Source organism: Micromonospora sp. DT228 (assembly GCF_049841595.1).
GTDB lineage: Bacteria > Actinomycetota > Actinomycetes > Mycobacteriales > Micromonosporaceae > Micromonospora.
This window is the reverse complement of sequence record NZ_JBNCKO010000006.1, coordinates 66,028-91,832: the sequence shown is the minus strand read 5'-3', so window position 1 is coordinate 91,832 and position 25,805 is coordinate 66,028. Positions and strand designations below refer to the sequence as shown.

Here is a 25,805-nt window from a genome sequence, read left to right as displayed (position 1 = left end):
GCTCCGGGCGGTCAGGCTTGATCCCTGCGCCGGGCACGGCAGGCCCCGCCCCCGTCGTGGTTGCGGCTCGTTCGGGCGCGCCGCGTCCGCCGAGGGGGTTGAGGATCTTCAGGGTGGACGGTCAGCGGAGGGTTCTTCTGTTTGGGGCGTGGGGTGGTGCGGTGGGTGGGGTGGTGCGGTGGGTGGGGTGGTGCGGTGGGTGGGGTGGTGCGGTGGGTGGGGTGGCGTGGGTGGGGTGGGGTGGCGTGGGTGGGGGGTTACCAGCCTCTTGCTTTCCACTGGGGGAGGGCTGGGCGTTCCGCTCCCAGGGTGCTGTCCTTGCCGTGGCCGGGGTAGAACCAGGTGTCGTCCGGGAGCTTGTCGAACAGCTTGTGCTCGACGTCGCCGACGAGGGCGGCGAAGCGCTCCGGGTCCTGCTCCGTGTTTCCCACACCACCTGGGAAAAGACTGTCGCCAGTCCAGAGGTGCGGGGTGCCGGCCGGGTCGCGGTAGAGCAGGGCGATCGAGCCCGGGGTGTGCCCCTTGATGTGGATGACCTCCAGCGCGCAGTCGCCGACCGGCACGGTGTCGCCGTCGGCGAGACGTTCCGCCTCGATCGGCAGCCCGTCCGCGTCGTCGGCGTGTACCAGGGCCCGCGCGCCGGTCTTGGCGACGACCTCCTCCAGGGCCACCCAGTGATCCATGTGCTGGTGGGTCGTCACCACGGCGGTGAGCCCACCGTCGCCGATCAGCTCCAGGAGCCGGGGCGCCTCGTTGGCGGCGTCGATCAGCACCTGGTCACCGGTGCCCGTGCAGCGCAGCAGGTACGCGTTGTTGTCCATCGGACCCACCGACAGCTTGCTGATGGTCAGCCCGTCCAGCTCGCGTACGGCCGGCGGGCCGCCGTGGGTGACGTCTCCGCTATAAGTCATGACGTTTCTAGATCCATTCCGGTGGAGTAGGCAGGGGGCCGTCGGGAGTGACGGAGAGCGGGCCGCCGTCGGCGCGGCCGATCAGCCAGGCGGCGAGGTCGGGCACGGGGCCGGCGACGACCGGGGCGCCGACGCGGTCCCCGATCACCACCTCGTGCCCGCTGCCGTCCGGGCGTAGCACCAACGACGGCGGTGTCGGACCCGTGGAGTGATGGCTGGCCGCCTCGCGTAGCAGCCGGTGGGCGAACGTCTCCGACCAGTGCGCGGGTCGGTAGTCGGCGGCCAGGTCGAGGTGGTGCACCTCGATCTCGCGCAGCCGACCCCACACGAGCAGCGCGGCGGGCCACGGGCCCCTACGGGCCTGCACCGTCGCCGCCCAGGCCGGCGCGGGCATCGCCGCGACCGCCTCGGCGAACAGGTCGGCGGTGCGCCGCAGATCGTCCAGGTGCTCGGCGGGTGGTCGGTCCGCGCCGGTCTCGATGTCGGTGGTGCGGGCCGCGAGCGAGGCGTACATCGGCAGTGCCTCGCCGGTGCGGGCCGCCGTGAGCAGGTTGACGAAGCCGTCGGCGTTGCGCGCCAGATGCGCCAGCACGTGACCGCGCGTCCAGCCCGGCAGCAGCGACGCCGCGGCCAGGTCCGCGGCGTCGAAAGACGCTGCGGTACGCAGGAGTCGGCTGGTGGCCGCGTCCACCTCGCCCATCAACAGCAGCGGATCCGTGGTCACCCGTCGACCCTAGCGGTCCGCCGCCGCGCCGTCGCCGGGGAAATCGCTTTCGGCGCGTCGGCGCGCGACCTACCGTCAGCGGCAGACGCGGCACCGGGACATCGGACGGAGGTGGTGATCATGCCGGACGTGGCACGCGTGTTCCGCCATCACCTGCTCCGACACCGATGAGGATGCCATGACGATCGATCTGACCGCGCTCGGCTGGGATGCCGAGCGGGCGACGTACGCCGCACGACGTGGCGAGCACCACCCGGGCCGGGTGGCCCGGGTCGACCGGGGGGTCTGCACGGTGCTCACGGCGGCCGGCCCGGTCCGGGCCAGCCTGGGCGGCGCGGTGCTGGCCACTGCCGCCCGGGACCCGTCGGCGCTGCCCTGCGCCGGAGACTGGGTGCTGCTCACCACCTGGCCGGACCGCCGGGTCACCGTGGAGGCGGTACTACCGCGCCGGGGCGCGCTGATCCGCCGTACCGCCGGCAAGGACGCCAGCGGCCAGGTGCTGGCCGCCAACCTGGACACGGCCGCCGTGGTGGAGCCGGTGCACCCCGAGCCGGACGTGGGCCGCATCGAGCGACTGCTCGCCCTGGCCCACGAGTCCGGCGCCCGGCCACTCGTCGTGCTGACGAAGGCCGACCTCGCGGCCGACCCGGCCGCGTTGGCCCGCCAGCTGGCCGCGGTCGCCCCCGGGGTGCCGGTGCTGCCGGTCAGCGCCGAACGTGGCGTCGGGCTGGACCCGCTGCGCGCCGAAGTGACGCCCGGCCGCACGCTCGGCCTGCTCGGGCCCTCCGGCGCCGGCAAGTCGAGCCTGGTCAACGCGCTGGTCGGGGCGGTGATGATGCCCACACAGACGATCCGGCGCGTGGACGGCAAGGGTCGGCACACCACCACCTGGCGGGCGCTCGTGCCGATCCCCGGCGGCGGCGCCGTGATCGACACGCCCGGGGTGCGCGCGGTGGGCCTGCTGGACGGCGCGGTCGGGCTCGACCGGGCGTTCGCGGATATCGCCGGGCTGGCCGAGGGCTGCCGGTACGCCGACTGCGGCCACGACGGCGAGCCCGCCTGCGCGGTCCGCGAGGCGCTGCAGACCGGCGAGCTGCCCACCCGCCGGTGGGAAAGTTGGCGGCGGCTGCAGGGCGAGGTGGCCCAGGAGAGCCGACGGCGAGAGGCGCGGGTGGCGGCGGAGCGGCGCGGTGGGTGGCGTTCGGCCCGGCGACGGGCCGCCCGGCCTCCGACGCCGGGCGGGTTCTGACCGGCGGGGTGTGCGCGGTGCCCGCGGGCGGTGCGCGGCGGCCGTGTGCGTCCGGTGTGGTGGGGGCCGCAGCTCGGTGCGGCCGACCGGGCTGAGCTGGGGGAATGTGCGGGCGGGGGAAACTGTCATACCTCGGGGCTAGAGTTGCCGAGGCGTGATTTCCGCGCCCGCACGACCGCTCAGATCACCCCAGAGCGGGACAGATCCTTCGCTTCGTCTTCTCCCGGGAGTACACGCACCGTGGCCGACCGACTGATCATCCGTGGCGCGCGCGAGCACAACCTGCGTGACGTCAGTCTCGACCTGCCCCGGGACGCACTCATCGTGTTCACCGGGCTGTCCGGGTCGGGCAAGTCGAGCCTGGCCTTCGACACGATCTTCGCCGAGGGGCAGCGCCGCTACGTCGAGTCGCTCTCGTCGTACGCCAGGCAGTTCCTCGGCCAGATGGACAAGCCAGACGTCGACTTCATCGAGGGCCTGAGCCCCGCCGTCTCCATCGACCAGAAGTCCACCTCGCGCAACCCGCGATCGACCGTCGGCACCATCACCGAGGTCTACGACTACCTGCGCCTGCTCTACGCCCGCATCGGCGAGCCGCACTGCCCGGTCTGTGGCGAGCGCATCTCCCGGCAGAGCCCCCAGCAGATCGTCGACCGGGTCCTCGCGATGGCCGAGGGCACCAAGTTCATGGTGCTCGCGCCGGTCATCCGTGGTCGCAAGGGCGAGTACGTCGACCTCTTCGCCGAGTTGCAGGCCAAGGGCTACGCCCGGGCCCGGGTCGACGGCGTGGTGCACCCGCTGACCGAGCCGCCGAAGCTCAAGAAGCAGGAGAAGCACACGATCGAGGTGGTGATCGACCGCCTCACCGTCAAGGCGAGCGCCAAGCAGCGGCTGACCGACTCGGTCGAGGCGGCCCTGGGCCTGTCCAGCGGCCTGGTGCTGCTCGACTTCGTCGACCTGCCGGAGGACGACCCGGACCGGGAGCGCCGCTACTCCGAGCACCTGGCCTGCCCCAACGACCACCCGCTGGCCATCGAGGATCTCGAGCCTCGGGTCTTCTCCTTCAACGCGCCCTACGGCGCCTGCCCGGAGTGCACCGGCCTGGGCACCAAGAAGGAGGTCGACCCGGAGCTGCTGGTCCCCGACCCGGAGCGCAGCCTGCGCGAGGGCGCCATCCAGCCCTGGTCCACCGGGCACAACCTGGAATACTTCCTGCGCCTGCTGGAGGCGCTCGGCGAGGCCCAGCACTTCGACGTCGACACCCCGTGGCGGGCGCTGCCGGCGCGGGCGCAGAAGACGATCCTGCACGGCTCCGACGACCAGGTGCACGTGCGCTACCGCAACAAGTACGGCCGTGAGCGCTCCTACTACACCGGCTTCGAGGGCGTGGTGCAGTGGATCGAGCGCCGGCACTCCGACACCGAGTCCGAGTGGTCCCGCGACAAGTACGAGGGCTACATGCGCGACGTGCCGTGCGCGGCCTGCGGTGGCGCTCGACTCAAGCCCGAGGTGCTCGCGGTCACCCTGGCCGGCAGGAGCATCGCCGAGGTCTGCAACCTGTCCGTGGGGGAGTGCGCCGACCTGCTCGCCGGCATCGAGTTGACCGACCGGCAGAAGCTGATCGCCGAGCGGGTCCTCAAGGAGATCAACGCCCGGCTGCGGTTCCTGCTCGACGTCGGCCTGGACTACCTCTCCCTGGACCGGCCGGCCGGCACGCTCTCCGGCGGCGAGGCGCAGCGTATCCGGCTGGCCACCCAGATCGGCTCCGGCCTGGTGGGTGTGCTCTACGTGCTCGACGAGCCGTCGATCGGGCTGCACCAGCGCGACAACCACCGGTTGATCGAGACCCTGATCCGACTGCGCGGCCTGGGCAACACGCTGATCGTGGTCGAGCACGACGAGGACACCATCCGCACCGCCGACTGGATCGTCGACATCGGGCCCGGCGCGGGCGAGCACGGCGGCAAGATCGTGCACAGCGGCTCGGTCCCCGCGCTGCTGAAGAACAAGGAGTCGATCACCGGGGCGTACCTGTCCGGGCGTCGGTCGATCCCGACGCCGTCGACCCGCCGCCCGCAGGATCCCGGTCGGGAGCTGGTGGTGCACGGCGCGCGGGAGCACAACCTGCGCAACCTGAACGTCCCGTTCCCGCTGGGCCAGCTGATCGCGGTCACCGGGGTGAGTGGTTCGGGCAAGTCGACGCTTGTCAACGACATCCTGTACGCGGTGCTGGCCAACCAGATCAACGGTGCTCGGCTGGTGCCCGGCCGGCACACCCGGGTCTCCGGGCTGGAGCACGTGGACAAGGTCGTCGGCGTGGACCAGTCGCCGATCGGCCGGACGCCGCGCTCCAACCCGGCCACCTACACCGGGGTCTGGGACCACGTCCGCAAGCTCTTCGCCGAGACCACCGAGGCGAAGGTCCGCGGTTACGGCCCGGGTCGGTTCTCCTTCAACGTCAAGGGCGGACGCTGCGAGGCCTGCTCCGGCGACGGCACCATCAAGATCGAGATGAACTTCCTGCCCGACGTGTACGTCCCGTGCGAGGTCTGCAAGGGCGCCCGGTACAACCGGGAGACCCTGGAGGTGCACTACAAGGGCAAGACCGTCTCGGACGTGCTGGAGATGCCGATCGAGGAGGCCGCCGAGTTCTTCTCCGCCATCCCGGCCATCCACCGGCACCTCAAGACCCTTGTCGACGTCGGCCTGGGCTACGTACGCCTCGGCCAGCCCGCGCCCACCCTCTCCGGCGGCGAGGCGCAGCGGGTCAAGCTCGCGTCCGAGCTGCAGAAGCGCTCCACCGGACGGACGGTCTACGTGCTCGACGAGCCGACCACCGGTCTGCACTTCGAAGACATCCGCAAGCTGCTGATGGTGCTGGAAGGGCTTGTCGACAAGGGCAACACGGTGATCACCATCGAGCACAACCTCGACGTGATCAAGACGGCCGACTGGTTGATCGACATGGGTCCGGAGGGTGGCCACCGGGGCGGCACCGTTCTCGCCACGGGCACCCCCGAGGAGGTCGCCGAGGTCGCCGAGAGCCACACCGGCGAGTTCCTGCGCCAGGTGCTCAAGCTCGACGGCGCTGCCGCCGGCTCCGCAGCCGCCACCACCCGGGCGGCCAAGGCCAACGGTGTCACCAAGGCGCGGGCGAGCCGCAAGGTGCCCGCCGCCGCACGCTGACCGTTACCTCCTGACAGTGCCTGATCGGCTTCGTACGGTCCGGTCGGTTCTTGCGGTCCGGTCGGCCCGGCCGGTTCGTGCGGTCCGGTCGGTTCGGTCGGTTCGTGCGGTCTGGTCGGTTCGTGCGGTCTGGTTCCGGTCCGGACCGACCGGACTCCGGTGCGGGGCGTCCGGTCGGGTCGGCGGTGGTTGCCCGACTGGTGTCGCGGCGTTCGTGATGGCGTGGCCTGGTCGGTCGAGGCGCGCCCCGTCTCATTTCCCGGTTCGGACCGATGCTGTGATGAACCGTCCGGCACAGTTGCTCGTGTGGACAAGGTGTGGCCGGCTCTTGACCGGCGCGGCGGGTTAGAGAGAGGCGAGGCATGAGTGACGATCAGGCGCTGACCGGTCCGGGTACCCAGACACGACGTACCCTGCTCACCGGCGTCGGGGCGGTCGGCGCGGCCGTCGTCCTGGCGGCCTGCGGCAGTGACGACGGCGACAGCGGCAGTGGTGCTCCCACCAGTGGGGGCCCGGCGGTGCCCAGCACCGGTGACGCGGCTGGCGGCGACCGGCAGGGCGCGCAGTCACTTGCCACCACCGCCGACATCCCGGTCGGCGGCGGCAAGGTCCTCGCCGCCCAGGGTGTGGTCATCACCCAGCCTGTGGCTGGCCAGTTCAAGGGCTTCAGCCCGATCTGCACCCACCAGAACTGCCCGGTGACGAACGTCGACGGCGGCACGATCAACTGCACCTGCCACAACAGCAAGTTCTCGATCGAGGACGGCTCGGTGAAGGCCGGCCCCGCCACCAAGCCGCTGCCCCCCAAGGACATCAAGGTCACCGGAGACCAGATCTCGCTGGCCTGACCGGCTCGGGGGAGCGGCAAGCGCCCCGTCACTTGATCGACTCGCGTTTCAGGACGTCGGGGTGTCTGCGGCCAGCCGACACCCCGACTTCCCGGAAACCGAGTGGATCTAGCGCCTGCAACGGGCTGTCGGTGGTGCGGACTAGGCTTGTTGGCGTGGCTGACCCCTCGACCTACCGTCCCGCACCCGGCACCATCCCGGAGTCACCGGGGGTCTACCGCTTCCGCGACGGGACCGGCCGGGTGATCTACGTCGGCAAGGCGAAGAACCTGCGCAGCCGGCTCAACTCCTACTTCGGCGACGTCTGGAATCTGCACGAGCGCACCCGGCAGATGGTCACCACCGCCGAGTCGGTGGACTGGATCATCGTCGGCACCGAGGTCGAGGCGCTCCAGCACGAGTTCACCTGGATCAAGCAGTACGACCCGCGGTTCAACGTCCGCTACCGCGACGACAAGTCGTACCCCTACCTGGCCGTCACCCTCAACGAGGAATATCCCCGGTTGCAGGTGATGCGCGGCGCCAAGCGCAAGGGGGTGCGCTACTTCGGTCCGTATTCGCATGCCTGGGCCATCCGGGAGACCCTCGACCTGCTGCTGCGGGTGTTTCCCGCCCGGACGTGCTCGGCAGGCGTGTTCAAGCGCGCCGGCCAGGTCGGCCGCCCCTGCCTCCTCGGCTACATCGGAAAGTGCTCGGCGCCGTGCGTCGGCACCGTCTCCGCCGACGAGCACCGCGCGATCGTCGACGGGTTCTGCGACTTCATGGCCGGACGCACCGACACCATGGTCCGCAAGATCGAGCGCGAGATGACCGACGCGAGCGAGCAACTGGAGTTCGAGCGTGCCGCCCGGCTGCGGGACGACGTGGCCGCGCTGCGCCGGGCCATGGAGAAGCAGACAGTTGTGCTGGGCGACGGCACCGACGCCGACGTGGTCGCGTTCGCCGACGATCCGCTTGAGGCGGCCGTGCAGGTCTTCCACGTTCGCGACGGCCGGGTTCGCGGCCAGCGAGGGTGGGTGGTGGAGAAGACCGAGGACCTGACCACCGGAGACCTGGTACACCACTTCTGCACCCAGGTGTACGGGGGTGAGCAGGGTGAGGCCGACGTGCCCCGGGAGTTGCTGGTGCCCGAGCTGCCCGCCGACGCCGACGCGCTGGCGGAGTGGCTCTCCGACCACCGGGGCAGCCGGGTGTCGCTGCGGGTGCCGCAGCGCGGCGACAAACGCTCACTCATGGAGACCGTGGAGCGCAATGCCAAGGACGCGCTGGCCCGGCACAAGCTGAAGCGTTCCGGTGACCTGACCACCCGGGGCAAGGCGTTGGACGAGATCAGCGAGGCGCTCGACATGCGCACCTCGCCGCTGCGCATCGAGTGTTTCGACATTTCCCAGATCCAGGGCACCGACGTGGTCGCCAGCATGGTGGTCTTCGAGGACGGGCTGCCCCGCAAGAGCGAGTACCGGCGGTTCATCGTCCGGGGCGCCACCGACGACCTGTCCGCCATGTCCGAGGTGCTCCGCCGCCGCTTCGCCCGATACCTGGACGCGCGGGCCGAGACGGGCGAGGTGGGGGTGGAGTCGGCCGACGACCAGGCCGCCTCGGAAGACGCGGTGGAGCCTCAGGTCGGTGTCCTGATCGATCCGACCACCGGCCGGCCGCGGAAATTCGCGTACCCACCGCAGTTGGTGGTCGTCGACGGCGGCGCCCCACAGGTCGCGGCCGCCGCGCAGGCCCTCGCCGACCTGGGCATCGACGACGTGGCGCTGTGTGGGTTGGCCAAGCGGTTGGAGGAGGTCTGGCTCCCGGACGACGACCTGCCGGTCATCCTGCCGCGCACCTCGGAGGGGCTCTATCTGCTGCAACGGGTCCGTGACGAGGCCCACCGGTTCGCCATCACCTTCCATCGGCAGCGCCGATCCAAGCGGATGACCGAGTCGGCGTTGGACCACGTGCCCGGCCTCGGGGAGGTACGGCGCAAGGCGCTGCTGCGCCATTTCGGGTCCCTCAAGCGGCTCTCCGCCGCAACAGTCGAGGAGATCACCGAGGTGCCCGGGGTGGGTCGACGTACCGCCGAGGCGATCCTGGCCGCCCTCGACAAGGACACGGCGACCGACAAGGACACGGCGACCGACAAGGACACGGCGACCGACAAGGACACGGCGACCGACAAGAGCGCGGAAGTGACACCAGGTACCTGACGCCGCCCCCGCCGTTTGGCGCGATCATTCCCTCCCGGCACACCAGCACGCTCTGAGCCTGGGCCGGGCCGTCGACGTGCGCGACCCGTCCCCCCGTGCAGATTGCCTGATCCGGGCACCCCACCCATGTCGTGCGTGGTCCGCGCCCATGATCGTGCGTGGTCCGCGCCCATGATCGTGCGTGGTCCGCGCCCGTGATCGTGCGTGGTCCGCGCCCGTGATCGTGCTCGATCCTGGTTGTAGTGGCCTCGTCGGCGCACGGAGGGGCCTATTTCCTGGGTCGAGCACGATCATGGAAGGGTGCCGGTCCACGTGGCGTTTCGGCCCCTGCGCCCGGGCCGGGCCTGCGCGGGTGCCCACGGTCCAGGTGGGCATGATCTACTCGGGTTCCATGATGTCGGGGTGTCCCCGGCCCCCGGACAGCGCGTCTTCACAGAACCCGAGTGGATCACGCCCCTGCGGCCGCACTGTCGGGTCCGCCCGGTTCGCAGCACTGAGTGGGTTGTCGGGTTTGGGCGAAATTGTCGGGTGGTCGGGGCCACCCCGGCGGCGGAATCGGCGGCCGGGCCGGGTCGTTATACCTGGCAGACCACCGCAACAGCCCGGGTCATGGTGCGCCGGCCGCGCCGGGAACCACCGCCAGGTCGTCCCACCAGAGTCAGCCGCCGGGAACACCCGGCCGGCCGGCCCGGTTACATCCCCCGCAGAGCCGAGCACCACCACGGCCGACCCCTCGGGCAGGCGGAATGCGCCGACCCCCGGGCAGGCGGAATGACCCGCCACCGGCAACCGTTACACCCTGTCCCGACGCCGACCCCCTCGCGGGTCACCGGGCAGAACCCCCTCGAACTTTCCCCGCACCACCACCCACCCCCCCGTGAGGTGGCGCGGGCACCCCCGATGCAGAGGAGCACGCCATCATGCGTACCGATCTGATCCGCAAGACCGCCCTGACCGCCGCCGGCCTCGCGTTCACCGGTGGAGCCATCGCCGGCCCGATCACCGCCGCGTACGCCGCATCCGACGCCAAGCCGACCACGCAGACCCAGACCGACCGCAAGACTCACGGTGAGCGGGAACTGGGCGTGCGCTACGAAGCCCAGCCGAACTTCTACTACTGCGGGCCCGCCGCCACCCGTAACGCCCTGAGCGTGCAGGGCAAGAACATCAACGTCGACGACATGGCCAAGGAAATGGGCACCACCGAGGCCGGCACCAACAGCATCAACGACATCACCCCGGTGCTGAACAAGGAGACCGGCAAGAACGACGCCTACCGGTCCGTGGAAATCAGCAGCCCCGACGCCGACGCCACGCAGACCGACCGGCTGCGCGCCGATGTCGTGAAGACCGTCGACGACGGCCGGGCCGTGGTCGCCAACATCGCCGGCACCAGCACCGACACCAACGGCGTCACCCACTCCTACGAGGGCGGGCACTACATCAGCGTCGTCGGCTACCGCGACAACGGCAACACCGTCACCATCGCCGACTCCGCCGACCCCAACCAAGCCGCCTACCAGATCAGCGTCGAGCACCTCGCCGACTGGATCGCCACCCGCGGCTACGCCACCAGCTGACACCCGCACACACGGCAAGACCGCACCGCACCACGGCAAGGCCACACCACGGCAAGGCCACACCACGGCAAGGCCGCACCGCACCACGGCAAGGCCGCACCGCACCACGGCAAGACCACACCACGGCAAGGCCGCACCGCACCACGGCAAGACCACATCACCGCAAGGCCGCACCGCACCACGGCAAGGCCGCACCGCACCACGGCAAGGCCACACCACCGCAAGGGCCGGACCCCACCAGGGGGCCGGCCCTTCGGCATTGTCGACGTCAGTCGGCGGCGAGGACGCTGAGGAGTTGCTCGCCGTACTTGGCGAGCTTGTTCTCGCCGACGCCGCTGATCCGGGACAGGTCGGCCAGGGTGCCTGGCGCGTCGCTCGCGATCTGTCGCAGCGTCGCGTCGTGGAAGATCACGTACGCCGGGACGCCCTGCTCCTTGGCGGTGGCCGCCCGCCAGCTCCGCAGCCGCTCGAAGAGCGACGCGGCGGCCGGTGTCAGCTCGGCCACCACGGTGGCCGCGCCGCGCGGTTTGGATGAGCGGCTGGAGGCTGGCTTCTCCGGCTCGCGGCGCATCGTGACGGTGCGACGGCGACCCAGGACGTCGGCGCTCGCCTCGGTCAGGGCCAGCGTGCCGTAGTCGCCCTCCACGGCGAGCAGCCCTTCGGCGAGCAGTTGTCGGACCACGCCCCGCCACTCCGCCTCGCTCAGTTCGGCGCCGATGCCGAAGACGGTGAGCGAGTCGTGACCGTACTGGCTGGTTTTGTCGGTCTGTTTGCCGAGCAGGATGTCGATGCAGTGCCCGGCGCCGAACCGCTGGTTGCGTTCGCGGTCGAGACGGTAGACGGCGGAGAGCAACTTCTGGGCGGCGACGGTGCCGTCCCAGGTCTCTGGTGGGTTGAGGCAGGTGTCGCAGTTGCCGCAGGCGGACGGCGTCCGCTCGCCGAAGTATTCGAGCAGTTGGACCCGCCGGCAGCGCACCGTCTCGCAGAGGGCGAGCATCGCGTCCAGGTGCGCGGCGAGGTTGCGGCGGTGGGCGAGGTCGCCGTCGGAGGTCTCGATCATCTTGCGTTGCTGGACCACGTCCTGCAGCCCGTACGCCAGCCAGGCCGTGGAGGGCAGGCCGTCACGCCCGGCGCGGCCGGTCTCCTGGTAGTAGCCCTCGACGGACTTGGGCAGGTCGAGGTGGGCGACGAACCGGACGTCGGGCTTGTCGATGCCCATGCCGAAGGCGATGGTGGCCACCATGACGAGGCCGTCCTCGCGCAGGAAGCGCTGCTGGTTGGCGGCGCGGGTGCCCGCGTCCAGGCCGGCGTGGTACGGCAGGGCGGCGACCCCGTTGGCGACGAGGAACTCGGCGGTCTTGTCGACCGAGGCGCGGGACAGGCAGTAGACGATCCCGGCGTCGCCGGGGTGCTCGTCGCGCAGCAGGGCGAGTAGTTGCTTGCGCGGCTCCCGCTTGGGCACGATCCGATATTGGATGTTGGGCCGGTCGAAGCTGGCCACGAAGTGCCGCGCGTCGTCGAGCTTGAGTCGGCTGGCGATCTCGGTGCGGGTGGCGCTTGTCGCGGTGGCGGTCAGCGCGATCCGGGGGACCTCGGGCCAGCGTTCGTGCAGCATCGACAGCGCCAGGTAGTCGGGGCGGAAGTCGTGACCCCACTGGGACACGCAGTGCGCCTCGTCGATCGCGAACAGGGAGATGCGACCCCGGTCCAGCAGGGCGAGGGTGGACCGGACGCCGAGGGCCTCCGGGGCGAGGTAGAGCAGGTCCAGCTCGCCGGCCACGAAGGCGGCCTCGACCCGGCGTCGGGCGTCCAGGGTCTGGGTCGAGTTGAGGAAGCCGGCGCGGACGCCGACCGCGGTGAGGGCGTCCACCTGGTCCTGCATGAGCGCGATGAGCGGCGACACGACGACCGCGACGCCGTCGCGGACCAGGGCCGGGATCTGGTAGCACAACGACTTGCCGCCACCCGTGGGCATCAACACCAGGGCGTCGCCACCGCCGACCAGGTGGTCGATCACCTGCTGCTGGAAACCGCGGAAGGCGTCGTAGCCGAACACCCGGCGCAGCACCGGCAGAGCGTCCTCGGTGCGCAGGTCGGTGGGAGAAGCCATTCGCGGAGTCTACGAGCCAACCCCGACAGCGCCCGCCCGGCGCACCCGAGTCCGCCCGGCGCACCCGAGTCCGCCCGGCGCACCCGAGTGGCGGGCGCGCCGGGGGGACGGGGTCAGTCGGGCTGCTTGGAGCGGTTGGCCAGACCGCGCGGCGGGGCCTTCATCCCGACCACGATGTCCACGATCTCGATGTAGCGGGCCTTGCCACCCATCCGGAAGGCGGTGGCCGCCGCGTTGATCTCTTCGAGGGTGTCCCCCTCGACGATCGTGACCTGGTCGTACTTGCCGTTCACGCCGGTCGTCACGACGTGGGTGAGCTGCTTGGCGAAGCGGCCCAGGTCCCGCGCGTGTTCGGCGGAGACCTCGTGGATGCCCTCCCGGCCGAGCGCGAAGTACTCCGGGCTGATCCGCATGAACAGGAAGCCGATGTATTTGTTCTTGTCCGCAAGGTCGTGCATCGCACCCTCCCAGATGTCGGTCTGACCTGCGACGATCACGAAGAGTCTATTTATGATTACTGATCGTTATCAAGGGCGGCGTCTGTCGGGAGCGCGACCCGCGGCCGTCGTCCGCCGGCCGACCCGCGACGGGTGCCGGCTCTCTGGGGAGATGGCGGGATAGAGTCGCTGATTGACCAATCGCGGCCGAGGGGGCCGCGGCGCCACAGCTTGGGGGTACGGGTGAGCGAGGCGCGCGCAGCCGGTGACCGGATCGACGATCCGGCCGCCGTGGACGGGCAGCAGGCGGCCGAGTCGGAGACCACACTCGTGGTGGTGACCGGCGTCTCCGGGGGTGGCCGCAGCACCGTCGCCCGGGCGTTGGAGAACGTCGGCTACTACGTGGTCGACAACCTGCCGCAGGCGCTGATGCTGGACATGGCCGAGTTGGCGTTCAAGGCCGGCGGCGCGGCCCGGCGTACCGCGATGGTGTTGGACGTGCGGTCGCGGGCCTTCTCCACCGACCTGGCCGGGGCGATCCGGGAGCTGAAGGAGCGCGGCTTCTCGCCCCGGGTGGTCTTCGTCGACGCCGACGACGAGGTGTTGATCCGGCGCTTCGAGAGCGTTCGTCGCTCGCACCCGTTGCAGGGCGACGGGCGGCTGGCCGACGGCATCGCCGTGGAGCGCGGCCTGCTGGAGGAGGCGCGCGACCAGGCCGACGTGATCATCGACACCAGCCACCTCAACGTCAACCAGCTCCGTCGGCGCATCGAGGAGCTGTTCGGCGGCGAGGACGCCCGCCGGCTGCGGGTCACCGTGCTGTCGTTCGGCTTCAAGTACGGCCTGCCGCCGGACGCCGATTTCGTGCTCGACGCCCGCTTTCTGCCGAACCCGTACTGGGTGCCGGAGCTGCGTGAGCACACCGGTCGGGAGGAGGCGGTCAGCGCGTACGTGCTGGGCCAGGAGGGCGCGGACGCCTTCGTCGCCTCGTACGCCGACCTGGTCAACGCCACCACCGCCGGCTTCGAGCGGGAGGGCAAGCGGTACCTGACGGTCGCCGTGGGCTGCACCGGCGGCAAGCACCGCAGCGTGGCCATCGCCGAGGAGTTGTCCAGCCGCCTGCGCCACTCCGGGCTGGCGGCAAACGCCCAGCACCGCGACCTGGGGCGCGAGTGACGGCCCGCCGGGTGGTGGCGTTCGGCGGTGGGCACGGGCTCTCCGCCTCGCTGCGGGCACTGCGCCACTGCGCGCCCGAACTCGACCTCGACATCACCGCCGTGGTCACCGTCGGAGACGACGGCGGTTCCAGTGGCCGTCTGCGCGCCGAGCGGGGAGGTCTGCCTCCTGGCGATCTGCGGCAGGCGCTTGTGGCGCTTGCCGGCGACCACCCGGCCACCCGACGCAGCGCCGGGCTGTTCCAGCACCGCTTCGCCGCCGTGCCGGCCGGCGTACCCCGACTCGGCGGAGCCGACCCGGACCCGGCGGCGACCGACGACCCGGACCGGGACGGTGCGGCCCCGAGCGGCACCGACGGGGCGTCGGCCGGCATCGATGGGCTGGCCGGGCACGCGGTGGGCAACCTGGTGCTCTGCGGTCTCATGGAGTTGCTCGGTGACCCGGTGGCCGCGTTGGAGCACGCCGGCGCGATGCTCGGGACCGTCGGCCGGGTGTTGCCGATGTCCCGGCAGCCGGTCGGCATCGAGGCGCGGGTACGCGGTGTCGACCCGGCTGCCCCCGACGAGGTGCGGACCGTGCGTGGCCAGCACCAGGTGGCGGTCACCACCGGGCGGGTCGAGTCACTGCGTCTCACGCCCGCCGCCCCGGCGGCCTGCGCCGAGGCCATCGAGGCGATCATGGCGGCGGACTGGTTGATCTTCGGGCCGGGCAGTTGGTACACGAGCGTGCTCCCGCACCTGCTGGTGCCACAGTTGGCCGACGCGATCGTGTCCACCGCGGCCCGGCGGCTGGTCACGCTCAACCTCGCCGCGGAGAAGGAAACCCTCGGGCTTTCGGCCGCCGACCACCTCGCGGCCCTGCGCTGGTACCTGGCCGAGCTCAAGGTGGATCTCGTGCTCGCCGATGCCTTGGCGGTGGGTGACCCCGAACCGGTCGAACGTGCGGCAGAATCGCTTGGTGCCCGCCTGGTCCTCGCCCCCGTCGCCGTCACCGACGGCACTCCCCGCCATGATCCGGCTGCCCTGGGCGCCGCGCTGGTGCCTGTCCTGGGTGCCGATCGTTAGACACGTACGTAATCTCCGGCGACACGCCGGAACCGGTCCGTGAGGGGACGCACAATGGCGATGACGGCCGCGGTCAAGGACGAGCTGAGTCGGGTCGACGTGCCCAAGCCCTGCTGTCGGCGGGCGGAGATGGCCGCACTGCTGCGCTTCGCCGGCGGGCTGCACATCGTCTCCGGCCGCGTGGTGGTGGAGGCGGAACTGGACACGGGGGCGGTCGCCCGGCGGTTACGCCGGGAGATCGCCGAGGTCTACGGATATCCGAGCGAGATCCACGTACTGGCCTCCGGTGGCCTGCGCAAGGGCAGCCACTTCATCGTGCGGGTGGTCAAGGACGGCGAGGCCCTCGCCCGACAGACCGGCCTGCTCGACGTGCGGGGTCGCCCGGTGCGTGGGCTGCCCCCGCACGTGGTGGCGGCGAACGTCTGCTGTGCGGTCTCCGCGTGGCGGGGCGCGTTCATGGCCCACGGCTCGCTCACCGAGCCCGGCCGCTCCAGCGCTCTGGAGATCACCTGCCCGGGCCCGGAGTCGGCGTTGGCGCTCGTCGGCGCGGCGCGGCGCATCGGCATCACCGCCAAGAACCGCGAGGTGCGCGGGGTGGACCGGGTGGTGGTCAAGGACGGCGACGCGATCGCCGCGCTGCTCACCCGCATCGGCGCGCACTCGAGCGTGCTGGCCTGGGAGGAGCGCCGGGTACGCCGGGAGGTGCGGGCCACCGCCAACCGGCTGGCCAACTTCGACGACGCCAACCTGCGCCGCTCGGCGCGTGCCGCGGTCGCCGCCGCCGCCCGGGTCACCCGCGCGCTGGAGATCCTCGCCGAGGAGGCGCCCAACCACCTGACCGACGCCGGGCGGCTGCGCCTGGAGCACCGGCAGGCGTCGCTGGAGGAGTTGGGCGCGCTGGCGGACCCGCCGCTGACCAAGGACGCGATCGCCGGGCGGATCCGCCGGCTGCTCGCGCTTGCCGACAAGCGGGCCCGGGACCTCGGCATCCCGGATACGGAAGCGGCAGTCACGCCCGACATGCTCGTGGTCTGATAGGACGGTGGGGCCGCACGGTGTGCCCGGGACCACGACCCGGCGCAGCGTGGTCTCGCACGCTCGGATAGGGTCGCTGCGTACGGCAAGGGGGCCGACACAGGCACGCCTCGTCGTGCGCACCGCCTCGGGCGGTCAGGTCCTCAGACCGCGGCGGGGTGGCCGAGACGAACCTTCAGCGGCCGGCTCCAACGGTCGGCGCACACCACTCCGCCGGCCCGTTGTCTGAGGCCGGCAGACCAGAACGCGAGGAGATGGAACCTGTGACCATCCGGGTTGGCATCAACGGCTTTGGCCGAATCGGCCGTAACTTCTTCCGGGCAGTGCTGGCGTCTGACGCCGACGTCGAGGTCGTGGCGGTGAACGACCTGACCGACAACGGCACGCTCGCCCACCTGCTCAAGTACGACAGCATCCTCGGCCGCCTGCCCTACGAGGTCAAGGCCACCGCCGACGAGATCACCGTCGGTGGCAAGACCATCAAGGCGTACGCCGAGAAGGACCCGTCGAAGCTGCCGTGGGGCGACCTCAACGTCGACGTCGTCATCGAGTCGACCGGCTTCTTCACCGACGCCACCAAGGCGAAGGCGCACGTCGACGGCGGGGCCAAGAAGGTCATCATCTCCGCCCCGGCGAAGAACGAGGACGTCACCGTCGTCATGGGTGTCAACCACGACACCTACGACCCGGCGAAGCACACGATCATCTCCAACGCTTCGTGCACCACCAACTGCCTCGCGCCGATGGCGAAGGTTCTGCACGACACGTTCGGCATCCAGCACGGTCTGATGACGACGATCCACGCGTACACCCAGGACCAGAACCTCCAGGACGCGCCGCACTCGGATCTGCGTCGGGCCCGGGCCGCCGCGCTGAACATCGTGCCGACCTCCACCGGCGCCGCCAAGGCCATCGGTCTGGTCCTGCCGGAGCTCAAGGGCAAGCTCGACGGGTACGCGCTGCGGGTGCCGATCCCGACCGGCTCGGTCACCGACCTCACCGTCAACGTGGGTCGGGAGACCACCGTGGACGAGGTCAACGCCGCGCTGAAGGCCGCCGCGGACGGCCCGCTCAAGGGCATCCTGGTCTACAACGAGGACCCGATCGTCTCCAGCGACATCGTGACCGACCCGGCGTCGTGCATCTTCGACGCGCCGCTGACCAAGGTCGTCGGCAACCAGGTCAAGGTCGTCGGCTGGTACGACAACGAGTGGGGCTACTCCAACCGCCTGGTCGACCTGGTCAAGCTGGTCGGTTCGTCGCTGTGAGCATCCGGACCCTCGACGACCTGCTCGCCGAGGGGGTGTCGGGTCGGCGCGTGCTGGTGCGCGCCGACCTGAACGTCCCGCTCGACAAGCAGTCCGGAGCCATCAGTGATGATGGCCGCATCCGCGCGGTGCTGCCGACGCTCGGCGCGCTTGTCGAGGCCGGCGCGAAGGTTGTCGTCTGCTCGCACCTGGGCCGCCCGAAGGGCGCACCGGACCCGCAGTTCAGCCTGAGCCCGGTCGCCGAGCGGCTCGGTGAGCTGCTCGGCGCGCCCGTGCACTTCGCCACCGACACGGTTGGCGACTCCGCCCGCTCCACCGTCGCGGACCTGGCCGACGGCCAGGTCGCCCTGCTGGAGAACCTGCGCTTCAACGCCGGTGAGACCAGCAAGGACGAGGCCGAGCGGGGCGCCTTCGCCGATCAGCTCGCCGCGTTCGGCGACGCGTACGTGGACGACGCCTTCGGCGCCGTGCACCGCAAGCACGCGAGCGTCTTCGACGTGCCGGCCCGGTTGCCGCACGTCGCGGGCCGACTGGTGCTGCGGGAGGTCGAGGTGCTCTCCACGCTCACCGCCGACCCCGAGCGGCCGTACGTGGTGGTGCTCGGTGGGTCGAAGGTGTCCGACAAGCTCGCCGTGATCGAGGCGCTGCTGCCCACTGTCGACCGGCTGCTCATCGGTGGCGGGATGTGCTTCACCTTCCTCAAGGCCCAGGGCCTGGAGGTGGGCACGTCGCTGCTGGAGAAGGACATGGTCGAGACCTGCCGCAACCTGCTGGAGCGGTCCAACGGCAAGATCATGCTCCCGGTCGACGTGGTGGTGGCGGACGCGTTCGCCCCGGATGCCGCGCACGACACGGTCCGGGTCGACGGCATCCCGAGCCACCGGCTCGGTCTGGACGTCGGTCCGGAGACGGTGGCCGGCTTCAGCGCCGCGCTGTCCTCGGCGAAGACGATCTTCTGGAACGGCCCGATGGGCGTGTTCGAGATGCCGGCCTTCGCGGCGGGCACCCGGGGCATCGCCGAGGCGATCACCAAGGCCGACGCGTTCAGCGTCGTCGGTGGCGGTGACTCGGCGGCGGCGGTCCGTGCCCTGGGGCTGGACGAGTCGTCCTTCGGGCACATCTCCACGGGCGGCGGCGCCTCCCTGGAATACCTCGAGGGCAAGACCCTCCCCGGCATCGCGGCCCTGGAGAACTGAATGTCGAGCACGACCCGTCGGCCGTTGATGGCCGGCAACTGGAAGATGAACCTCAACCACCTCGAGGCCAACCTGCTGGTGCAGAAGCTGGCGGCGAGCCTTACCGAGAAGCAGCTCACCGACGTCGAGACGGTCGTCCTGCCGCCCTTCACCGACCTGCGGACCGTGCAGACCGCAGTGGACGGGGACAAACTGCTCATCGGCTACGGCGGGCAGGACCTCTCCGCGCACGCGTCCGGCGCGTACACCGGGGAGATCTCCGGGCCGATGCTGGCCAAGCTCGGCTGCACCTACGTGGTGGTCGGGCACTCCGAGCGGCGGGCCTACCACAACGAGGACGACGCGCTCGTCAACGCCAAGGTCAAGGCGGCGCTCACGCACGGCCTCACGCCGATCCTCTGCGTCGGTGAAGGGCTGGACGTCCGCGAGCAGGGCACCCACGTGGCGCACTGCGCCGACCAGCTCGACGGGGGCCTGGCCGGGCTCACCGCCGAGCAGGTGCGGCAGGTCGTGATCGCGTACGAGCCGGTCTGGGCGATCGGCACGGGCAAGACCGCGACGCCGGAGGACGCCCAGGAGGTCTGCGGGGCGGTCCGTCAGCGCCTCGCGGAGCGCTTCGACCAGGAGACCGCCGACCAGGTCCGGGTCCTCTACGGCGGCTCGGTCAAGGCGTCCAACGTCGCCTCGATCATGGCCCAGCCGGACGTGGACGGGGGCCTGGTGGGGGGCGCCAGCCTGGACGCGGAGGAATTCGCGCAGATCTGCCGGTTCCCGGAGCACCTCGCCCGCTGATCGCTCGGTATCCTTGACACCGCCCGTCCGCCGGTCGGTGCCACCGTGCCCGATCAGACCGGGCGAGGATCGCTACGAGAGGAACTGACCCCAGCCATGCCGATCTGGTTCGCATACACGTTGATCGTGTTGCTGGTCATCACGAGCATTCTGCTCACCATGCTGATCTTGCTGCACCGCGGCAAGGGCGGCGGCCTGTCGAGCATGTTCGGCGGTGGCGTCAGCTCCAGCCTCGCCGGCTCCTCGGTCGCGGAGAAAAACCTCGACCGCTACACGGTTCTGGTGAGCGTCGTCTGGTTCGCCGCCATCGTCGGGCTCGGGCTCTGGCTCCGCCTCCAGATGAACAGCGGCACCTGAGCACGCTCGTCAAGTCGTACAATCTGCGCGCGGTCCGTCACTCGACGGGCCGCGCGCAGGCTTTTCTCCGCTGCACCGCGTCGCCCGCCGTCCACCCCTGAAAGACGGCGGGTCCCCTCCGACGACAGGAGCGAGCAGCCGTGCCCAGTGGCAACGTCATCCGCGGCGCCCGAGTCGGTTCCGCGCCCATGCGCCCCGACGAGCGACACCAACCCGCCCCCCGACAGGACGTCACCTACTGGTGCCGCAACGACCACCGGATCAACATCCGGATCGCCGCGGACGCCGAGGCGCCGGCCCGGTGGGACTGCCCCCGGTGCGGCCTGCCCGCCGGCCGGGACGCCCAGAACCCGCCCGGCCGGACCCGCGCCGAACCGTACAAGAGCCACCTGGCGTACGTGAAGGAGCGGCGCACCGCCGAGGAGGGGGAGGCCCTGCTGAACGAGGCACTGGCGGCGCTGCGCCGTCGCCGGGGCGAGTAGGAGCGGGGGAGCGGCCCGACTAGCGCAGGCTGCGCAGTCGTGCCGGCACGTCGGCTGCCGCCGCCCGGTCCAGCAGCCAGCGGGTGCGGCCCACCCCGTGCACCCCGGCGGCCGGCAACTGCACCGGCCCGGCGCCGGCCAACGCCATACCCACCGCGCGGGCCTTGTCGGCACCGCCGGCCACGAGCCAGACCTCCTCGGCGGTGTTGATCGTCGGCAGGGTGAGCGTGGTCCGCATCGGCGGCGGTTTGGGGCTGCCCCGCACCGCGCTGACCGGCCGGGTCTCGTAGTGCACCGGGTGCTCGGGGAAGACCGAGGCGATGTGCCCGTCCTCGCCGACGCCCAGCATCAGCACGTCGAAGTGCGGCAGCGTGGCGTGCCCGGGCCGGGCCGCACGCGCCAACTCCTCCGCGTAGGCGGCAGCCGCCGCCTCGGGGTCGTTGCCGGCCGGGCCGTCCGAGGCCGGCATCGGGTGCACCCGGGCCGGGTCCAGCGGCACCACGTCCAGCAGGGCGGCTCGGGCCTGGGTCTCGTTGCGGTCCGGATCACCGGAGGGCAGGAACCGTTCGTCGCCCCACCACACGTCGACCCGGGACCAGTCCACCGCGTCGCGGGCGGGCAGCGTCGCCACCGCCCGGTACACGGCCGCGGCGATCCGGCCACCGGTGAGCACCACCGAGGCCTCACCCCGGTCGGCCTGGGCGTCGAGCAGCTTCACCAACAACCGGGCCGCCACCGCCTGCGCCAGCAGGTCGGCGTCGGCGTGGACGGCGACACTCGCCTCACTCATGGGATGCGCCTTCGTTTCCCGACCGCCCGGCGGTCGCTGTCGCGTCGTGCCCGGACCGGTGTGCCCGAGATGGTGTGTCCCGGGGCAAGGGGCGGTCGCCGCCGGCCCCTGCCCCGGTAGGTCTTCAGCTCTCGCCGCTGGTGCCGGTGTGCGCCGTGACCCCGGCCTCGGCGCGCCGCGCGGTGGCCGGATCCTTCCACACGTGCACCCGCTGCGGGGGACGCTGCTCCAGCCCCCGCAGCCCGACCGTCGCGCCCAGCGCCTCCGCGTACACCTGGTCGGCGTCCAGACGCCGCAGCTCCTCCGCCAACTCGTCACCGAGCGGGCGGCGGACCAGTGGCAGGGCCCGGTCGTCCTGGCCGGTCCGCCGGAACACCGCCATGCTGTCCTCGCGGGTCAACACCAACTGGTCGCCGTTGGCGCAGCTCAACCGCACCTCCCGCATCCGGGGAAACTCGTCGGAGTCCACCCGGTGCGGGGTGATGCCGAGGCGGCTGGACAGCCAACCGACCATCAGCGCCGCCGTCGGGTCGGTGGGCGGCGCGACCACTGTCGCCTCGACGACCCGCTCGCTGGCGGTGTCGAACGCCCCGGCGACAAGGGTCCGCCACGGGGTGATCCGGGTCCACGCCAGGTCCGTGTCGCCCGGGGCGTAGTCCCGGGCGCGCTGCCGCAGTGCCTCCACCGGGTCGGCGGCCTGCGCCGAGTCGGTGATCCTGCGGTCGGCGACCACCCCGAGGAAGTCGGTGGCGATCTCCGCCGGCGGCTCGCCGTGCCACCAGGTGACCACCGGCACGTCCGGAACCAGCAGCGGCATGACCACCGACTCGGCGTGCAGGGCCAGCCGGCCGTACATCCGGGTGACCACCGCCTCGCACGGGCCGAGCCGGCCACCGACCACGATCTCCGCGTCCAGCCGGTTGCGGTCCCGCTCGATCTCGGAGCGGACCACCACCAGCAGCCGGCACGGGTGGGCGGCGGCGGCGATCGTCGCCGCCGCCTCCGCCTCGCGGACCCGCTTCTCGTCCACCACCACGATGAGCGTGAGCGCCATGCCACTGGCCACGCCGCCGGCGCTGCGTCGCTCGGCGGCGAGCGCCTTGACCACCTCGTTGCCGGTGGTGTCCCACAGCCCGATCATGCTCTTCTCCAAGCGCGGCCCTCGCGGGCCAGCATCTCGTCGGAGGCGCGCGGCCCCCACTCGCCGGCCCGGTACGGCTCCGGCTTGGTGCCCGCCCAGGCGTGCTCCAGGGGGTCGATCACCTGCCAGCTCTGCTCGACCTCGGCCGCGTCCGGGAACAGGGTGCGGTCGCCGATCAGCACGTCCAGCACCAGCCGCTCGTACGCCTCGGGGCTGGACTCGGTGAACGCCTCGCCGTACTGGAAGTCCATCGCGATGTCGCGGACCTCCATCGTGGTGCCCGGCACCTTCGAGCCGAACTTGAGCACCACACCCTCGTCCGGCTGCACCCGGATAACCAACTGGTTGTTGCCGAGCGACTCCATGTCGGCGTCGTTGAACGGCAGGTGCGGCGCCTTCTTGAACATGATGGCGACCTCGGTGACCCGCCGGGGCAGCCGCTTGCCGGCCCGGATGTAGAACGGCACCTCCGCCCACCGGCGGTTCTGGATGCCCAGCCGCACCGCCACGTACGTCTCCGTGGTGGAGTCGGGCGGAACGTCCCGCTCCTCCAGGTAGCCGACCGCGCGCTCGCCGCCCACCCAACCGGGTAGGTACTGCCCGCGCACGGTGTCCCGGGCCACGTCCTTGGGCAGGGTGATCGCCTTGAGCACCTTCAGCTTCTCGGCCCGGATCTCGTCGGCGTCGAAGCTGGTCGGCTCCTCCATCGCCACCAGGGCGAGAAGTTGCAGGAGGTGGTTCTGGAGCACGTCGCGGGCGGTGCCGACGGTGTCGTAGAAACCGGCGCGGGTGCCGATGCCGACATCCTCGGCCATGGTGATCTGCACCGAGTCGACGTACTTGGAGTTCCACAGTGGCTCGAACAGGTTGTTGGCGAACCGCAGGGCGAGGATGTTCTGAACGGTCTCCTTGCCCAGGTAGTGGTCGATCCGGAAGACGTCCTCCCGGGTGAACACGTCGTCGACGAGGTCGTTGAGCGACTTCGCCGAGGGCAGGTCGTTGCCGAACGGCTTCTCCACCACGACCCGACGCCAACCGCCGGACTTCTCGTTGTCGGCCATCCCGGTGCGGGCCAGTTGCTTGAGCACGACCGGGAACGCGGCCGGGGGGATGGAGAAGTAGAACGCCGCGTTGCCGGTGATGCCGTGGGTCTGGCGCAGGTCGTCGAGCGTCGAGGCAAGCTGGTCGAAGGCGGCGTCGTCGTCGAACGACCCACCGACGAACTTGATGTTGCCGGCCAGCCGTGCCCACACCTCGTCCCGCCAGGGGGTACGAGCGTGCTTGCGGGCCGCCTCGCAGGCGAGCGTCTCGAAGTCGCCGTCACCCCAGTCGCGGCGCGCGAAGCCGAGCACCACGAAACCGGGTGGCAGCAGCCCCCGGTTGGCCAGGTCGTAGACGGCGGGAAGCAGCTTCTTGCGGGCCAGGTCGCCGGTCACCCCGAAGATCACCAGAGCGCACGGCTCCGGGATCCGGGGCAACCGGCGGTCCTGCGGGTCGCGCAGCGGGTTCGTCGAGCCACCTTCGGTTCGCGCTTGCGGGGCTTGCGACCCCGGCTCACTCCTCGCGCTCACGGTGCCCCCTCGCTTCCGCTTCAGTCACGTCGTCCATCCTCACGCCGGCAGGTCACCGGCGGCGTCGAGCAGTTGGGCGACAGCGGCGGCCCGGTCGGTCAGATGCAGCCGCAGCACCGGGCGGTCCCGTCCGGCGAGCGCCTGCCGGTCCCCGGCGGCCTGCGCCGCCTGCAACTCACCGAACGTGTACGGCTTGCCCGGCACCGCCAGGTCCTCGGCGACCGCGCCGGTCACCTGGAGGTAGCTGCCCACCTGTGGGCCGCCCTTGTGGTACTGACCCGTGGAGTGCAGGAACCGCGGCCCCCAACCGAACGTGACCGGCCGCCCACCCGCCTGCGCCAGCAGCGGCCGCAGCCGGGCCGCGTCGGCGTCGGCGAACCGGTCGAGGTACGCCATCACCGCGAGGTAACCGTCGTCGCCCAGCCCGTCGAGCAGCCAGCGCAGCACGCCGGCCAGGTCCCCGGGAGCGCCCTGCGGGGCGTACACCTCGATCGCGCCCTCGGTGAACGACGGCGACTCCGCCGGCGGACCCGAGGCCAGGATCTTGTTGGTGTTCTCCTTGGACTCGGTGACGTTCGGTTGGTTGAACGGGTCGATGCCGAGCACCACGCCGGCCACCGCTGTCGCGTACTCCCAGGCCAGGAACTGCGCGCCCAGCGGGCCGTTGACGGCCACGTCCGGGGTGGCGCCGCCACCTGGCACGTCACCGGGGGCGAGTGAGCCGCCGTAGCTGACCGTCAGCACGTCCGCGCCGGTGGCGCCGGGGCTCTGCGGGGACTCCACGACCACCGGGAGGATGCCCACCCCGGCCTTGCCCGTCGACTCGGCGATCAACTGCTCGGCCCAGTCGCCGAGGCCGTCGATGCCGGTGCCGTCGGAGACCAGGGCGACCTTGTCCCGGGCCAGCGTGGCCGCGGCGCCCAGGGCGGCGCCCAGCGCCAGCGCCGGATTGTCCCGGTCGGCGCCGAGCGACGCGGCCAGCGCGTCGGCCTGGTCGAGCAGTTCCGCGACCTCGACCCCGGCCAGCGCCGAGGGCACCAGGCCGAACGCGGTGAGCGCCGAGTATCGGCCGCCGACGTTCGGGTCGGCGAGCACGGTGAACGCGCCCATCTCGGCCGCGGTGGTCTCCAGCGGCGAACCCGGGTCGGTGACGATGACGAAGTGCCGGCCGGCCTCCGCCTCGGTCATCCCGGCGTCGAGGAACGCCTGCCAGTAGACGCGCCGGTGACTGTCCGTCTCCACCGTCGACCCGGACTTGCTGGCCACCACCACCACCGTGCGTTCCAGCCGGTCACCGAGCGCCGCCCGGACCTGGCCCGGGTCGGTGGTGTCCAGCACGGTCAGCGGGCGACCCAGGGTACGGGTGATCACCTCGGGGGCCAGCGACGAACCACCCATCCCGGCGAGCACCACGTGATCCAGGTCGGCCAGTTCGGCTTTCAGCTCGGCGAGCTGCACCAGCAACTCCCGGCTGCGCCTGTGGGCGTCGACCCAGCCGAGCCGGACCTTCGCCTCGGCTTCGGCGTCCGGACCCCACAGGCTCGCGTCCTTGCCGGCCAGCTTGCCCGGGACGCCGGCCTTCACCAGCGCGTCCCGGGTCGAGGCCGGCGCGGACTTGTCGACGGCGTCCGCGCCGTACACGGCGAGCCCGGCGGCGGCCTCCACCGGCCCTGCAAGAAGGTCGCTCATG

Annotated in this window: 21 protein-coding genes; 13 read left to right on the top strand and 8 right to left on the bottom strand. The window is 71.4% G+C overall.

Annotated elements, in window-relative coordinates; all coding sequences use genetic code 11:
* Positions 1 to 257: 257 nt before the first annotated feature.
* Positions 258 to 911 carry an MBL fold metallo-hydrolase gene (locus tag ACLQ29_RS14580; protein WP_425772113.1) on the bottom strand — a complete coding sequence of 218 codons (654 nt, stop codon included), beginning with the start codon at positions 909 to 911 and terminating at the stop codon, positions 258 to 260.
* A gap of 7 nt (positions 912 to 918) precedes the next feature.
* Positions 919 to 1,635, bottom strand: a complete 717-nt coding sequence (locus tag ACLQ29_RS14575) for a maleylpyruvate isomerase family mycothiol-dependent enzyme (protein WP_425772112.1) — start codon at positions 1,633 to 1,635, stop codon at positions 919 to 921.
* Positions 1,636 to 1,813: 178 nt separating this feature from the next.
* On the opposite strand from ACLQ29_RS14575, the gene rsgA reads away from it, so the two are divergent.
* The 5 genes from rsgA (at position 1,814) to ACLQ29_RS14550 (ending at position 10,696) form a co-directional block, all read left to right on the top strand.
* A complete protein-coding gene (gene rsgA, locus ACLQ29_RS14570) occupies positions 1,814 to 2,884 on the top strand; it encodes a ribosome small subunit-dependent GTPase A (RefSeq protein ID WP_425772111.1) in 1,071 nt (356 codons plus the stop codon).
* Positions 2,885 to 3,124: 240 nt separating this feature from the next.
* Positions 3,125 to 6,070, top strand: a complete 2,946-nt coding sequence (uvrA, locus tag ACLQ29_RS14565) for an excinuclease ABC subunit UvrA (protein WP_425772110.1) — start codon at positions 3,125 to 3,127, stop codon at positions 6,068 to 6,070.
* Between the two features lie 362 nt (positions 6,071 to 6,432).
* On the top strand, positions 6,433 to 6,918 hold the full coding sequence (locus tag ACLQ29_RS14560) for a Rieske (2Fe-2S) protein (protein ID WP_425772109.1): 486 nt from the start codon (positions 6,433 to 6,435) through the stop codon (positions 6,916 to 6,918).
* Positions 6,919 to 7,073: 155 nt separating this feature from the next.
* On the top strand, positions 7,074 to 9,116 hold the full coding sequence (uvrC, locus tag ACLQ29_RS14555; protein ID WP_425772108.1) for an excinuclease ABC subunit UvrC: 2,043 nt from the start codon (positions 7,074 to 7,076) through the stop codon (positions 9,114 to 9,116).
* Between the two features lie 920 nt (positions 9,117 to 10,036).
* Entirely contained in the window at positions 10,037 to 10,696 is a 660-nt protein-coding gene (locus ACLQ29_RS14550; protein ID WP_425772107.1) for a C39 family peptidase, read from the top strand.
* 268 nt (positions 10,697 to 10,964) lie between these two features.
* Here the strand turns inward: ACLQ29_RS14550 and recQ are convergent, their stop codons facing one another.
* Positions 10,965 to 12,806, bottom strand: coding sequence for a DNA helicase RecQ (gene recQ, locus ACLQ29_RS14545; protein ID WP_425772106.1), 1,842 nt, complete (start codon positions 12,804 to 12,806; stop codon positions 10,965 to 10,967).
* Between the two features lie 113 nt (positions 12,807 to 12,919).
* Positions 12,920 to 13,264: a hypothetical protein gene (locus ACLQ29_RS14540; RefSeq protein ID WP_393363006.1), complete on the bottom strand. Its 345-nt coding sequence runs from the start codon at positions 13,262 to 13,264 to the stop codon at positions 12,920 to 12,922.
* Between the two features lie 270 nt (positions 13,265 to 13,534).
* On the opposite strand from ACLQ29_RS14540, the gene rapZ reads away from it, so the two are divergent.
* The 8 genes from rapZ (at position 13,535) to ACLQ29_RS14500 (ending at position 20,613) form a co-directional block, all read left to right on the top strand.
* On the top strand, positions 13,535 to 14,419 hold the full coding sequence (gene rapZ, locus ACLQ29_RS14535) for an RNase adapter RapZ (protein WP_393364489.1): 885 nt from the start codon (positions 13,535 to 13,537) through the stop codon (positions 14,417 to 14,419).
* Positions 14,416 to 15,483, top strand: a complete 1,068-nt coding sequence (locus tag ACLQ29_RS14530) for a gluconeogenesis factor YvcK family protein (RefSeq protein ID WP_425772105.1) — start codon at positions 14,416 to 14,418, stop codon at positions 15,481 to 15,483. The genes rapZ and ACLQ29_RS14530 overlap by 4 nt, the downstream gene beginning before the upstream one ends.
* Positions 15,484 to 15,537: 54 nt before the next feature.
* Positions 15,538 to 16,518 carry a DNA-binding protein WhiA gene (gene whiA, locus ACLQ29_RS14525; protein ID WP_030491583.1) on the top strand — a complete coding sequence of 327 codons (981 nt, stop codon included), beginning with the start codon at positions 15,538 to 15,540 and terminating at the stop codon, positions 16,516 to 16,518.
* 263 nt (positions 16,519 to 16,781) lie between these two features.
* A complete protein-coding gene (gap, locus tag ACLQ29_RS14520) occupies positions 16,782 to 17,786 on the top strand; it encodes a type I glyceraldehyde-3-phosphate dehydrogenase (RefSeq protein ID WP_357069804.1) in 1,005 nt (334 codons plus the stop codon).
* Positions 17,783 to 18,982: a phosphoglycerate kinase gene (locus ACLQ29_RS14515; protein ID WP_425772104.1), complete on the top strand. Its 1,200-nt coding sequence runs from the start codon at positions 17,783 to 17,785 to the stop codon at positions 18,980 to 18,982. The genes gap and ACLQ29_RS14515 overlap by 4 nt, the downstream gene beginning before the upstream one ends.
* Positions 18,983 to 19,774, top strand: coding sequence for a triose-phosphate isomerase (gene tpiA / locus ACLQ29_RS14510; protein WP_425772103.1), 792 nt, complete (start codon positions 18,983 to 18,985; stop codon positions 19,772 to 19,774).
* 96 nt (positions 19,775 to 19,870) lie between these two features.
* Complete coding sequence (gene secG, locus ACLQ29_RS14505; protein ID WP_354994712.1) at positions 19,871 to 20,131, top strand: preprotein translocase subunit SecG; 261 nt, start codon at positions 19,871 to 19,873, stop codon at positions 20,129 to 20,131.
* A gap of 140 nt (positions 20,132 to 20,271) precedes the next feature.
* The gene (locus ACLQ29_RS14500; protein ID WP_425772102.1) at positions 20,272 to 20,613 is read left to right on the top strand and encodes an RNA polymerase-binding protein RbpA; all 342 of its coding nucleotides are present in this window, start codon (positions 20,272 to 20,274) and stop codon (positions 20,611 to 20,613) included.
* A gap of 19 nt (positions 20,614 to 20,632) precedes the next feature.
* Here the strand turns inward: ACLQ29_RS14500 and pgl are convergent, their stop codons facing one another.
* From pgl to ACLQ29_RS14480, 4 genes are all read right to left on the bottom strand, one after another.
* Positions 20,633 to 21,403 carry a 6-phosphogluconolactonase gene (gene pgl / locus ACLQ29_RS14495; protein ID WP_425772101.1) on the bottom strand — a complete coding sequence of 257 codons (771 nt, stop codon included), beginning with the start codon at positions 21,401 to 21,403 and terminating at the stop codon, positions 20,633 to 20,635.
* A 124-nt stretch (positions 21,404 to 21,527) separates the two neighbouring features.
* Positions 21,528 to 22,544, bottom strand: coding sequence for a glucose-6-phosphate dehydrogenase assembly protein OpcA (locus tag ACLQ29_RS14490; protein ID WP_425772100.1), 1,017 nt, complete (start codon positions 22,542 to 22,544; stop codon positions 21,528 to 21,530).
* Entirely contained in the window at positions 22,541 to 24,046 is a 1,506-nt protein-coding gene (zwf, locus tag ACLQ29_RS14485; protein WP_425772296.1) for a glucose-6-phosphate dehydrogenase, read from the bottom strand. Before zwf ends, ACLQ29_RS14490 begins: the two co-directional genes overlap by 4 nt.
* A gap of 108 nt (positions 24,047 to 24,154) precedes the next feature.
* Positions 24,155 to 25,804 (bottom strand): glucose-6-phosphate isomerase, encoded by a 1,650-nt coding sequence (locus ACLQ29_RS14480; protein WP_425772099.1) that lies wholly within the window; start codon positions 25,802 to 25,804, stop codon positions 24,155 to 24,157.
* Position 25,805: the final 1 nt, after the last annotated feature.

Coding starts and splice junctions, on each gene's coding strand:
- ACLQ29_RS14480 (WP_425772099.1), bottom strand. CDS start 25,804: ATGAGCGACCTTCTTGCAGGGCCGGTGGAGGCCGCCGCCGGGCTCGCC.
- tpiA (WP_425772103.1), top strand. CDS start 18,983: ATGTCGAGCACGACCCGTCGGCCGTTGATGGCCGGCAACTGGAAGATG.
- pgl (WP_425772101.1), bottom strand. CDS start 21,403: ATGAGTGAGGCGAGTGTCGCCGTCCACGCCGACGCCGACCTGCTGGCG.
- rsgA (WP_425772111.1), top strand. CDS start 1,814: ATGACGATCGATCTGACCGCGCTCGGCTGGGATGCCGAGCGGGCGACG.
- ACLQ29_RS14560 (WP_425772109.1), top strand. CDS start 6,433: ATGAGTGACGATCAGGCGCTGACCGGTCCGGGTACCCAGACACGACGT.
- ACLQ29_RS14550 (WP_425772107.1), top strand. CDS start 10,037: ATGCGTACCGATCTGATCCGCAAGACCGCCCTGACCGCCGCCGGCCTC.
- recQ (WP_425772106.1), bottom strand. CDS start 12,806: ATGGCTTCTCCCACCGACCTGCGCACCGAGGACGCTCTGCCGGTGCTG.
- ACLQ29_RS14580 (WP_425772113.1), bottom strand. CDS start 911: ATGACTTATAGCGGAGACGTCACCCACGGCGGCCCGCCGGCCGTACGC.
- whiA (WP_030491583.1), top strand. CDS start 15,538: ATGGCGATGACGGCCGCGGTCAAGGACGAGCTGAGTCGGGTCGACGTG.
- ACLQ29_RS14540 (WP_393363006.1), bottom strand. CDS start 13,264: ATGCACGACCTTGCGGACAAGAACAAATACATCGGCTTCCTGTTCATG.
- ACLQ29_RS14490 (WP_425772100.1), bottom strand. CDS start 22,544: ATGATCGGGCTGTGGGACACCACCGGCAACGAGGTGGTCAAGGCGCTC.
- secG (WP_354994712.1), top strand. CDS start 19,871: ATGCCGATCTGGTTCGCATACACGTTGATCGTGTTGCTGGTCATCACG.